The sequence below is a fragment of the Paenibacillus pini JCM 16418 genome (assembly GCF_000576305.1).
GTDB lineage: Bacteria > Bacillota > Bacilli > Paenibacillales > Paenibacillaceae > Paenibacillus_AQ > Paenibacillus_AQ pini.
The window spans coordinates 15637-28877 of the sequence record NZ_BAVZ01000031.1 but is presented as its reverse complement, the minus strand read 5'-3'; the positions used below and the strand labels follow the sequence as shown (position 1 = coordinate 28877).

Sequence of the window (13241 nt, the reverse complement as noted above, 5' to 3'; positions counted from 1 at the left end):
TAGTGTTTATTTAAATAAATTAACTACTGCTGGACAAACCATTCTAAAGGGAAAACTGAACCAAGATGGGACAATTAACACCAATCAGAACGATAGAGGCATAGATTATTCAGTAGAAATTATCTCTATTGATTTAGGGGATAAGAAATATGATTATACACCCCATTTAAGTCCTAAATATTCGTTGACTTTGGTGATCTTAGAACATGAAGGCACTGTTCAGACTCTAACGTTACAGGCAAGTAACGAAACGATTGATTCGAATGTCCTTCAACAATTCGGTATCTTGCTTGAGCACTTTTTAACCACTACGCACAATGATTCAGATTCCAGTATGATTCAACTCTTAAATGAATTGATGACCCCGTACATTAGACGGAACAATTTGTTTATACAAGAAAATGTGCTTGATAGATTAAAAACGATAGTGCAAAGATATCCTCACAAAGTAGCTCTCTCAGACAAACAAGGAGACATCACTTATGAAGAACTGGAACAAAGAAGTGATCTCGTTGCCAGATATCTAATCCAACAAGGTTTTAAAACGGAAGACATGGCAGTTATTTCTGTAAACCAAGATAATGAACTTATATTATTAATGATAGGCGTAATCAAGGCTGGTGGTGTATACATCCCTGTTGACCCTAACTACCCTATGGATAGAATTTCATTTATCCTAAAAGACTCCGGAGCCAAATTCTTCATATCTAGTCTTAGCAACAATTTTCAAGAGGCTAATCATGTAAAGATAAACCCTACTGATTTATTACAACAAACAAATCTGGAACAAATTAATGACATTCATCTTCCTTCCTATACTTCCCAATCGGGCTATGTGATTTATACATCTGGAACATCAGGCGTGCCTAAAGGCGTTAAAGTTTCTAGCGACAATATTTTATCATTAATAGAAGCGACTCAAAAAGAGTTTGGGCTTTTACCGAATGATGTTTGGACCATGTTCCATTCTTCTTCGTTTGATTTCTCTGTTTGGGAGATGTGGGGGAGCTTATTAACTGGGGCCAAATTGGTTGTAGTTGCCAGAGAAACGGCCACCTCCTTGTACGATTTCTATGATTTGCTTATCGAGCATAAGGTCACTGTATTAAACCAGACACCATCTTCGTTTTATGCCTTACAAAATATTGAATCCGAACAAAGAATACCCCGGTTAAATTCGATCCGGTTAATTATTTTTGGCGGAGAAGCATTAGATAATACCAAGCTGAAAAAATGGTTCCAAAGGTATTCTTCCAGTAAGTGCAGACTAGTGAACATGTATGGGATCACCGAAACTACTGTTCATGTGACTTATCAAAATATTTTAAAAAGAAATTTGGACACAATTAGTCAGAGTATAGGGGTTCCTTTAAATGGGTGGAAGATATCTATCCGAGATCAATATGAAATGCCTTGCCTCTTGGGAGTTGAAGGTGAAATTTGGGTAGGGGGTTTAGGTCTTGCTAACGGTTATTTAAATCGGGAGGAGCTTACTACAGAAAAGTTTATTATCGAAAAAACATCAGGAGAACGCTGGTATAAAAGTGGCGACCTTGGAAGAATGAAATCCGATGGGAGTATCGATTACTTAGGAAGAATAGACAGCCAAGTGAAGATCAGAGGTTATCGGATTGAACTGGATGAAATTAAGAAACAGATCATTCGTATTTCTGGTGTCCATGATGTAGTTGTAACTGTCCACAACCCAAATAACAACGCTGATGAACATAAGCAAATTTTTGCCTTCTTTGAAAGTAATATAGATTATAGTTCTAACGATATTAAGGATATTTTGTTAAAAGAACTGCCTTCTTATATGATTCCTTCAAAAGCAGTGCGAGTTAAAAAGATACCACTTACTATAAATGGAAAAGTGGATTTCAAAAAGCTGATAGATGAACAAAATGAACCTTATCAGTCGGAGAGTGCTTCTAATTCAGGTGATGATCTTTTAGAAATATGGTGCAAGATTTTGGGGCAACGAATTGGTGAAGATGATAATTTCTTCGAATCTGGAGGGAATTCGCTACTGGCGGTGTCACTATTAACAGAGTTGAAACAAAAGGTCAATCCAAATATTATGCTGAAAGATTTATACCTGAATTCATCGCCAAATAGTATGCGAGCTTTCTTGAAGCAAAAGGAATTAGGAGAAGTGAAGGTATGACGGGAAAAATGCTTCCAAAAGTAGCGATTTTTTATGGTACGGGTTCTGCTACTCCACTATCCATCCAAGCTGCATCCATTGGCATATGTAAAATAGTTTTTCTATATAGAGAAGAGTGTTCTAAAGATGATTTATTGCAAATGAAGATGTTAGAGAAACATGTGACTTCTTATAACATCTCGAATTTATCTGAAGAGACCATTGAAGATATTCTACGAGATGAGAAAGTGGATGGGATCACTACCTTTAGTGAGTACAAGTTAGTAGAGACCTCTTTTTTTGTCGAAAAACTAGGGTTGACTGGTAATTCAGTGGAAACTGCAAAGATTTTAGTCAATAAATTTAGACAAAGAGAAATCCTTTCCACAAGCAAAGCTACTTCGGTCAAGTTTACTAGATTGGATAAGAATAATCTGGAACAAAGTTTATTGACAGTGGGCACTCCAGCTATTATTAAGCCGGTTGTGGGAGCTGGCAGTAAATGGACCAAGAAGTTGAATTCTTACGAGGAATTGCAGAAGGCTGTTAATGAATTCCCTACAGATCACGAATATATTCTAGAAGAGTTTTTGGTGGGCAATAAAGAAAGCGAACATTCTTTTTATGGAGATTATGTATCGGTTGAATCCATTCATCAAGAAGGACGTTCAACTCAACTCGCGATTACAGGAAAGTTACCGTTAACACAACATTTTTCAGAGAGTGGGATGTTCTTACCTCATCCTTTTTCCAAAAAAATTGAGGATGAAGTTAGATCCGTAGAGTTAGAAGCAATTAAGGCACTGAACATTACAAGTGGAACAACGCACACGGAAATAAAAATTACGGAAGAAGGTCCTAAAATAATTGAGGTCAACGGTAGAATGGGCGGGTACGTTTCAGAAATACTGAAGAGAGCTACAGGAATCGATTTAATAAGCTTAACTTTACAAATATCGTTGAATAAAGAAGTGGTAATTGAATCGGATCCAATTAAAAAAGTATATTATCAAATTTTTCTAACCCCACCTATTGTTGAAAATGGAATTTATCAAGGAATAACAGGACTGGATCAAATGAGTAATTACAAAGACGTTATCCATATAAAAATCACGAAAAAAGAGGGCGAGATCATAGATTCTCGTCTTGGAACTGAGAATAATATTGGGATTGTATATGGCGAGTCTGATAATTTCCAAGAGTTTGATACAACAATTAATCTGGTCCGTAGTCAAGTGAAACCCTTGATAGCCACTCCAAAGAGAGAGGTGCTGCAATAATATGGAGAACAACAATGCAAAGGTAAAGGTAAACCTGGGTACCTGTTTTAACGCTATAGTATCCAAGTATCCTTATCAAAAAGCGGTTGTTTATTTGAATGAAGAATTGACTTACCAAGCTTTGAATCAAAGGGCAAACAATATGGCCCACTTTTTTGTGGAATCTGGCGTAGAGTTTGGTGACAGGATCGGCATACTATTTAACAACAGTCTTGAATACGTCATATCTATCATTGCTTTAACTAAAATTGGGGCTAGTTATGTTCCATTATCGAATAAAGAAAATGAAAGCTATTTAGAAAGTCTAACTCAATCGGCCGGAATCAAATTCGTATTTTCTGACTCCGATTTGAATGTTCCTGGTATTCAGATATTGAAGACTTCCCGTGGACTTCCAACATCTAAAATTAACTATAAGGGGGATCATGTCAGTACAGGTGATATAGCTTACATCATGTTTACATCTGGTACTACGGGTACTCCAAAAGGCGTGAAAGTGACCCATGGAAACATTATCAATTTGACTACAGAAGATGCTTGTGTAAGTTTATCCAGTGAAAATGTAATTCTCCAAACAGGAGCACCTACTTTCGATGCCTCAACATTTGAAATATGGGGAACCTTTTTGAATGGAGGGAAATTGGTAATCCCGGATTTTAAGAAAGTTACGAATTTCAATTACTTAAGTGAGCTGATCAGAAAATACGAAGTGAATATGATGTGGTTAACGGCTCCTTTGTTCGCCATTGCTGTTGAAAAAAATATTGAATTGTTTGCTGGATTAAAGGAGCTCATTGTTGGTGGGGATGTTGTTCATCCCAAAGATGTAAACAAGGTGCTCTTAAGTAATCAGGACATCATTATTTACAATGGTTATGGGCCAACGGAGTGCACCACATTTTCTACTATTCATAAAATTGTTTCTGTCATTAATGAAAATTTCATTCCAATCGGTAAACCAATTAGAAATGCAAATGTCTACATTTTGGACGAAAATTTATCCATCTTAGAAATGAACAGCGTTGGGGAACTTTTCATCGGAGGCAAGGGTGTTTCAGCTGGTTATATTGGTAACGAACATTTAACTGAAGAAAAGTTCATCCAGAATCCATATGGAGTTGGGAAACTGTATAGAACTGGTGATCTAGCGGCGATAGACGATGCCGGAAACGTCATTTTTAAGGGTAGAAAAGATCGCCAAATTAAAATTCGTGGCTTTCGAATCGAAATGAACGCAGTAGAAGAGATTTTAAATGGAATTAAGGGGATTCAATCTTCTGCGGTAAGTGTGATCGAAAACGGAAACGGTGAGAAGGCATTGGCGTGCTGTATTGTTACCCAAGGTACAGTTGATATATCTGAAGAGGAAATCCGTATTCAATTCAAAAAGGTAGCGCCTGCACATATTGTATTGGCACAAGTTTGTATTGTAGAGAGTCTTCCTATGAATTCAAATGGAAAACTGGATTACAAAAAAATCCAAAATTTACTTCATGAACATCAACATCAAAGTGCTGATTTAACTAATATAGAGTTAAATCAAGTACATGATAGTGATGAACAAGTAACTAGAATTATTAATATTATCGAAAAAAGTATGAATTGTACTGTAAAAGATACTTCGATTTCATTCTTTGAAATAGGTTTGGATTCATTAACAAGTATATATATTTCTGATGAGATCAATAAGGAATTTCAAATTGATATTGAACCTATTGACCTGCTTATGAGTCCAAGTATTGATGATCTGATTCACCTTGTTTTGGATAAGGAAAAAAGTGAAAAGGCTAACCCGAGTTTCTCGACTAGTCATCATGAAAAATTGAAATTGCTGAATCAGCAAGAAGCGATTTTCATCGATTATACTATTAATCCGAATACTACACGATATAATATTCCTCTTCTGCTCAAGCTTCCAGAGGCGATCGATATAGCTCTCTTGAAGCAGGCTTTACATGGGCTTGTTGATCGGCATGATAGTTTAAGGACACGATTTGTGTTTCGTGAAGGAATGGCATTTCAGATCATTCAACAAAACTACACTGTTGAAGTAAAAGAGAGTGTGGCTGAACTTAATGTAGATCAATTAATTACCCCTTTCGACTTACAAAATGATTTCCCATATAAATTTGAGATCATCAGAAATGATGAGGGGAGTTGGCTGTTCATGGACTTCCATCATGTTGTAGTAGATGGCTTCTCCTTGAAGAATATTTTACAAGATTTAAACAGCTTGTATGATAACGAGGAGCTTAGAGATTTGCCTTTGAACTATTCGACACTGATTGAAGAATCCAGAAGTGAGTTTTATAAAAATAAGGATTCATCTGAAAAGTTTTGGGAAAATCATTTCAAAGAATATAAGGGGATGAATCCACTTCCATTCGATATTGTAGATGTGGATGGCATATCCAATAGAAATAATCATATTGATTTCTCTTTGGGGGCAGAACGAACAGCTTTATTAAAAGAATGGAGCTTCAGCAATAAAATTACGATCTTTGAAGCACTGGCTCTAGGATATTCCCAATTTCTACATCTAATCACAGGTAGCGAAGATGTAACATTCGCAACGCCTAGTCGTGAATACTCGAAAGTCTCAAGCATACCCTCCGTTTCCATGTTAACTAATACCTTATGGATTCTTTCTAAATCTGGCACGACCACAAATGAACATCTGAAATTTGTCAATCAATTGAGGGAGTCACAACGAAATCAAAGTGTACCTGTTGAATTTGTCTATAAATTAAAACGAAAAATGGGCGATACCTATCTTCATGATACTTTGATTGCATACCATGATAAAGACTCTATTCAAACACGTTTTTTAGGAGACAATATTTTGGTAAAACCTCTCATTCCACATGAAGGAATGTTTTCGTTGAATATGCAAATTTACGATATGGATGAATCTTTACAAATAGAATGGGAGTATATGGACGACCTGTTTGAATATGAAACGATGAGAAGCCTGGAGGAGCTTTTTAAAGGGGCTCTTGATTCAATGATTGCTGAAAAAGCATAATCTTTCGATTTGCTGTTTATTTAAGAAATGTTCTTAATGAAAAGGAGAATAGTATGATAACTAAAGAGAAGACTCTCGGCCAGAAAAAGCTTGCTGCATTACAGATGCCTAAGGCAGGCGAGTACTGGAAAGAATTGCTGTGGGATGCGATTCCATCTAATTTTTTACCGGATTTTCGAAAAGCAGCTTCGAACTCGTCTACACCAAGTTATACTCTTTCGTACACCGAAATAGATGCATTCGATGTTGAAAAACTTCTTAATAGACTACACTGTGATGAAAAATCTTTAAATGAAGTATTTATTTTATTCGTATTATCCTTTTTATATTCAAGTAAAAATGGGATTGAAGAAGATTTCCTGATTGGTTTTGGCGAATATAAAAGAGATCGTATATCCAAATTTCCTTTAAGAGTTAATATTCAACAAGGATATACTCATAGAGAGCTTTTGGACCAAATACAAAAAATCATATTTAATAGTAAGGAATATGCCGATTATCCAACAGACTTAATTGTTCAAACAACACCTATACAATTAAATATTATCGAGGACAAATCCGTTAATCTAACAGATTTATACCATAAAAATACGCTCTCTTTTAATTTTGAGGTAGATGATCTTGGCAACTGGAAGCTTACCATTGCTGGAGAATCCTCTCTGTATATGGCCGAAACTGTAGATGCTATCGCGGCAAAAATAGCTTATTTGATGGAATTAATCATCACTCATACAGATGAAGAAATTGAAGCTATCGATTTAGCTCAGAAAGAGGATGCTGTAAGTTATGAAGTGTTAAATACGACTACTAAAGAATTCTCGAGTTCTGAAAGTTTAGCAAGTTTATTGGAAAATGTATTCCGTAAGTTTGAGGAAGACAAATGCGTGCTAAGTAATAAGCAGCACTATACTTTCAAAAATTTGGAAACTAAAGCCAAGCAAGTTGCCGCATTTATTCAAAATCATACAGAAAAATCGGAATCGATTATTGCCGTATTATGTGAACGTTCCGTAGATTTTCTAGCGACAGTGTTTGGAGTTATACTTTCTGGCAAAGCCTATCTTCCACTTGATCCCAAAGCGCCAAAAGATCGAAATGAATTGATTCTTAAACAAGCTAACAGTCAAACGGTTTTATATTTAGACAAACATCGTGCGGGACTTGAGGAAAATGAATTGAAAAGATTCGAGATCAGTGAAGTATACAAAACTAATTTTGATTATCGTGCTGAAAACATTTCTCCTGAAGACTCAGCCTATGTCATTTTTACGTCAGGATCTACGGGGACGCCAAAAGGTGTTGAAATAAAACATAAAAGTGTCATTAACAGAATTGAATGGATGCAGAATGCTTTTAATTTAGATAGCAATGATGTGATTCTGCATAAAACACCCTCAACATTTGATGTTTCGGTTTGGGAGATTTTTTGGTGGGCTATTACTGGGACCAAAGTAGCCGTTTTGCCAGCAAACGAAGAAGCCAATCCGATCGAAATTATTAAAGCAATAGAAGCAAATAAGGTCACTACCATGCACTTTGTTCCTTCCATGCTAAACGCATTTTTAGATTATGTGAACAGTTCTTCATCGTTTAATGAGATCAAGTCTTTAAAAAGAGTTTTTTGTAGTGGTGAGGCTTTAAGTCCGAATCATGTTGAAAAGTTTCATCAATTATTGAGTGATGTAGAACTGATCAATCTGTATGGTCCAACAGAAGCCACCGTAGATGTAACATGGCATCGAACATCAAAAGTTGAGAATCCCGTACCGATCGGTAAACCCATTGACAACACGCGCATTTATATTTTTGACAAAACGAGAAGAGTAAGACCTATAGGTATGGTAGGGGAGTTGGCAATCGCTGGCATTGGTGTTGCCAAAGGTTATATTAATGATCCTTCTAAAACGGAGAGCAGCTTTATTGATATACCACATCTGGAAGAAGGAAAAGTATACCTTACAGGTGACTTAGCGAGAATTAGGCATGATGGAACGATTGAATACTTCGGCCGCAATGATCGCCAAGTTAAGGTAAGAGGCTTCAGAATAGAGCTTGGGGAAATTGAATCTGCTTTAACAAATATGCCTAGTGTTAGTGATGCGCTGGTAATATCCAATTTAGAAGCTGACCAAATGCTACATTTATATGCCTTTGTCATCCAACAGGATAAATTGCTGGATGTAAAAGCTATTAACGAAGAATTATCCAAGATACTGCCGAAATACATGATTCCAGAAAAAATCGTAATTCTCAGTGATTTTCCGTTAACTAAGAGCGGGAAAGTTGACAGAAATTCACTCTTAGAATTGGGCAAGGAAAGAGTTGTCGATGAAAAAATTTCACCGCAAACGAGAGAAGAAAAAGTTTTAAGTGAAATTTGGCAAGATGTATTGGACATTCCAGATATCGGTATCAATGAAAATTTCTTTGCGCTGGGTGGAAACTCGATAAATTTTGTGTCGGTAGTTGCGTTAGCACATGAAAAAGGACTCAATTTTACGTTCCAACAATTGTTTAAACACCCTACCATTCAGGACTTGATTAATAATGTAAATCTGAATGACACAAGTGATGAGGATTTGAATAAGTCCATATCTAATTTCCAATTAATTAAGGATGAAGATCGAATTCGAATTCCTGATGAGATTGAAGATGCCTACCCAATGTCCATGTTGCAATCAGGTCTTGTCTATCAAAGTGGTGTCATGGAAGGGGATAACAACTACCATGATATCGTGACATATACCATTGGTGGAAGAATAGACGTGCCTGTCTTTACAAAAGCCGTTCAATTGTTAGTAGATACCCAACCTATATTCAGAACAAGTTATGATCTTGAACATTACTCTCAGTATCTTCAACTTGTCCACAAACATATCGATAAACTCCCTTTAAATGTATATGATCTGCGTGGACTGCAAACCGAAAAAGAGAAGGAAGATATGTATGAAGAGTGGTTCTGGAAAGAACAACATAGAGGGTTTGAATGGGGCAAGCCAGGGTTAGTTCAACTTCATATTCATATATTGAGTGACTCAGAGTACAAATATAGTATAAGCCAGCATAATTCAGCCCTAGACGGATGGAGCATGAACAAAGTCCACACATTCCTATTCAAAACTTATTTTGACTTGGTGAATGGGCTTGCTATCGATACTGGACTGCTGGAAAGCAACAACCACAATCGAACGTTTATCTATTTAGAACAAAAGGCAATAAATTCTGAAGAACACCGTAATTTTTGGGCAAATATGCTAGAAAATGTTCCTGAAGGTTTAATTCCGCGTAGTCGAGAAGAAAATACACGGAAGGGTAACGAAGTCATTTTCCAAGACATTCAATTACCAGAGGGTCTTTCAGAAAAGTTAGTTGCTTTAGCTAAAGACCTTAGAGTGCCTGTAAAAGATATTTTATTGGCATCACATATCAAGTTTCTTTCGATACTCACACGCAAAGATGATGTTTTTATGGGATATGAAATCGGTGGCAGACCGGAACTTCTCGGTTCAGAAAATGCATTAGGAGTATTTTTAAACACAATGCCATTTCGTGTTAAGCTAGATAACCAGTCTAGTTGGAAGGACTTAATTTTGAATGTATATGATGTTGAAGCTAGTATTTTACCATTCAGACGCTATCCAATGGCACAGGTTAAACAAGATCTATCAACAAGAGATATTTTATTTGAAACCGTATTTAATTTTACACATTTTTATTCTTTAAAAGATTTACGTGGTCTTCCAGGATTTGATAATATTGATGTGAGAGCAGCGGCCATTACAGAGTTCCCTCTTAGAATTGAATATTCAAGACACTTTTTTACAGATGAAATTGAACTAAGTTTACACTATCACACATCCAAATATGACACTGAAGACATTAAGTTCTTTGGTACCATATTTATGGATATCCTCGATAGAATGGTTAACTCGACCGAAGAAAATCATCAAGTACAGATTGATGAAGAAAAGTTAAACGAGTTCAAATATTACGCTGAGAAGATGGATCAGCATTCGAAAAATGAAGAAGCTCCTGTATCTCTTGAAATAGATCAGGACTTGGAAATCGCGATCAATCGTGTTAAAGATGTTTGGTCAAATGTCCTAAAAATATCAAAAGAGGACCTCAAATTAGATGATGATTTCTTTTTAATTGGCGGAAATTCTTTAGCTGCGATGAAGGTAGCTCTGTTCTTTAAGAAGCATGTATCTTTAAAACAAATTATGCAAAAATCAATTCTGTTCGAACTTGCAAGTGAACTTGTAGATAAAGAAACTAAAGTACTTCAAGAAGCTAATCTGTTAACATGCTTGAGTAAATCGAGCACATCTGAACATAACATCATCTTTATCCCTTATGCCGGGGGCAATGCATTAAATTTCATTCCGATTGCTAAAGAATTTGAAAAGAACAACTTAGATATATCCGTTTTTGCCGCCGAATTACCAGCACATGATCCTAACCTGGAAGATAGCACCTTTGTTAATTTTGATGACACAGTGAATCTATTAGTAAAAGAAATATCTTCGGTAATGAAAGATAAAAAATTTATGGTATGGGGACATTGTGTTGGAAGTGCTCTTGCATTTAAGATTGTAAGAAAATTGGAAGAAAGGAAGCTGTATCCGAAAAAACTTTTTTTGGGCGCAAAAAATATGATCAGTAGAGAAGACTGTGAATTGCGTGTCAACAATGCTGCTAACTTACAGTTTTCAGATATCGCTGAATTGTATTCTGAGTGGAGTGGTACAAATAGTTTGTCAACGTTAGGGCATAGCTACGAATCCAAACTGGTCGAAATTTTCAAACATGATTCTATCCAAGCAAACACATTTCTAGGCAACCTATGGAATAGCAACGAGAAAATCGTAAAAACACCCACCTCAATAGTGATTGCTAAGGATGATCCTGTTACTGAGGATTATAAGCAATTCTGGAGCAATTGGAGTAAATGGATAGTTGAATTGGATTTATATGAGTTTGAAACAGGTGGGCATTATTTCTTAAGAAGCATTCCTTCCGATGTTGTGAAGTATATCCAGGGAACCATATAGTTAATGAATTTGCTGTTGTATATTAGGAGGGAATGGATGTTGTGGAGATCAAACCAGATGTTTTTCCAAAAGAGAAAATAAAGATTGCTTTAGCACAGTGCTCTTCAGTTGATGGGGATATTGAAGAAAACGTGAATAGGGCTTATGCGTTTATTGAAGAAGCTGGTAAAAAGAATGTTGATATTATCATGTTTCCAGAAAAATATTTAACGGGATATGTGCCAGAAATAGTGGCTGCAAATTTGATTGAAAATACGATTTTACTTAATGATGTGAGGATACAAAAATTGCGTCAAGCATGCAAAGAGTATGGTATTTGGTCAATCATTGGAACCCCTGTACGCAAGGGGGAAGATATTTTCATATCTTCAATCGTTATCGATTCAAATGGAGAAGAAGTAGGCTGGTATAATAAGACGCATTTATTCCAGACTGAAAAGAAAATATTTTCTACCAACAATGAGCAGCTCATTATTCAATTAAAGGGCTGGAATATTGGAATGAGCATTTGTTATGATGCAGGTTTCCCTGAACATTCTCGTCTTTTAGCACAAAATGGATGTCATTTATACATGGGCAGCTCTCTCTTTAGCAAAGGAATGGGGTACAAAGAGTCACGGGTATGGTTTCCTGCCCGGGCTCTAGATAATACCATATTCACAGCGATGTGTAATCACGTTGGAAAAACCGGAGTTTGGGATGCGTGTGGACATAGCGGTGTATGGAACCCATTAGGCGATAATATTATTGATGGGTCTCAAGAAAACGTCGAATTGTTGATCGCTGAATTAGATCCCGCTTTACTTAATCAAGCTAGAAAAGGTGAAAACATGCTTGCAGATTCGTTTGCTATAAAGGAAGAGCAATACTCTATCAAGATTATTGGTAATTTGGTAACTAAAAATGCAAACGATTGAAGCGAAAAAGTGGATTCGAAAGTTTAAGGATAATCCCAACTCTACAGTGAGATTAGTTGTTTTACCACACGCAGGTGGCAATGCGAATTTCTATAAAGATTTGATCCAATATTTGAGCCCAGATATTGAATGCATCATCATCCAGTATCCTGGAAGACAAGAAAGACTTATTGAGGATATGGTTGATAATATTGATGACTATGCTGATAAAGTAACAAACGTTTTAAATTTGATTGACGGGGAAAAACCAACCATTTTATTTGGCCATAGTATGGGCGCTTTAATTGCATATAATATGTTATATAGAAATGGGCATAAGCTTACATCAATAGAAAAACTAGTCGTGTCCTGTCATACTCCCCCTATCAGAAAAGGTAGTGGGGGTACAATCAACTTGATGATTACTCAGTGATTGAGTATTTAAAATCTATTGGTGGCTTAGATGATATTGTTTCTGAAAACAAAATGAGTTTAGATCTGATTATTCCTGCTGTTCGTAATGACCTTATTGCAGTTAGGAATTTCAGCTTAATCAAAGCATATAAAGTACAGGTTCCAATATACGGCATTCAAGCAACTGAAGATTATGGTGTCGATGTTCGCGACATACAAAAATGGGCCTTATTAACTGATAAGAAATTTAAGTTAGTCCAATTTTCCGGTAATCATTTTTATATGTTAGATCAATGGAAGAAATTAGCTGATTATCTGCAAAGTCTATGTAAAATTCAGATTGAATAGTAACATGTTTATATATTAACAAAACGTGGCGTCCTACGAAGGGCGTCTTTTTAATTCAAGAGCTTTCCATAGTAGCGC

7 protein-coding genes are annotated in these 13241 nt (G+C 36.1%); all 7 read left to right on the top strand.

Annotation, left to right across the window (positions count from 1 at the left end; all coding sequences use genetic code 11):
* Nucleotides 1-2167, top strand: a 2167-nt coding sequence (locus JCM16418_RS22055; RefSeq protein WP_148298888.1) for a non-ribosomal peptide synthetase, incomplete at its 5' end; no start/stop codon positions are given.
* Nucleotides 2164-3426, top strand: a complete 1263-nt coding sequence (locus tag JCM16418_RS24025) for an ATP-grasp domain-containing protein (protein WP_052020682.1) — start codon at nt 2164-2166, stop codon at nt 3424-3426. The genes JCM16418_RS22055 and JCM16418_RS24025, both read left to right, overlap by 4 nt.
* A 1-nt stretch (nt 3427) precedes the next feature.
* Nucleotides 3428-6451, top strand: a complete 3024-nt coding sequence (locus JCM16418_RS22045; RefSeq protein WP_036653296.1) for a non-ribosomal peptide synthetase — start codon at nt 3428-3430, stop codon at nt 6449-6451.
* Between the two features lie 53 nt (nt 6452-6504).
* On the top strand, nt 6505-11505 hold the full coding sequence (locus JCM16418_RS22040) for a non-ribosomal peptide synthetase (RefSeq protein WP_036653294.1): 5001 nt from the start codon (nt 6505-6507) through the stop codon (nt 11503-11505).
* Between the two features lie 41 nt (nt 11506-11546).
* Nucleotides 11547-12422 carry a carbon-nitrogen hydrolase family protein gene (locus JCM16418_RS22035; protein WP_036653312.1) on the top strand — a complete coding sequence of 292 codons (876 nt, stop codon included), beginning with the start codon at nt 11547-11549 and terminating at the stop codon, nt 12420-12422.
* On the top strand, nt 12409-12834 hold the full coding sequence (locus JCM16418_RS26485; protein WP_052020678.1) for a thioesterase II family protein: 426 nt from the start codon (nt 12409-12411) through the stop codon (nt 12832-12834). Before JCM16418_RS22035 ends, JCM16418_RS26485 begins: the two co-directional genes overlap by 14 nt.
* Nucleotides 12831-13163, top strand: a complete 333-nt coding sequence (locus JCM16418_RS26480; protein WP_036653293.1) for a thioesterase II family protein — start codon at nt 12831-12833, stop codon at nt 13161-13163. The genes JCM16418_RS26485 and JCM16418_RS26480 overlap by 4 nt, the downstream gene beginning before the upstream one ends.
* Nucleotides 13164-13241: the final 78 nt, after the last annotated feature.

Excerpts from the sequence above, each read along its gene's own strand:
- JCM16418_RS24025 (WP_052020682.1), top strand. The coding sequence starts at position 2,164 with ATGACGGGAAAAATGCTTCCAAAAGTAGCGATTTTTTATGGTACGGGT.
- JCM16418_RS22045 (WP_036653296.1), top strand. The coding sequence starts at position 3,428 with ATGGAGAACAACAATGCAAAGGTAAAGGTAAACCTGGGTACCTGTTTT.
- JCM16418_RS22040 (WP_036653294.1), top strand. The coding sequence starts at position 6,505 with ATGATAACTAAAGAGAAGACTCTCGGCCAGAAAAAGCTTGCTGCATTA.
- JCM16418_RS26485 (WP_052020678.1), top strand. The coding sequence starts at position 12,409 with ATGCAAACGATTGAAGCGAAAAAGTGGATTCGAAAGTTTAAGGATAAT.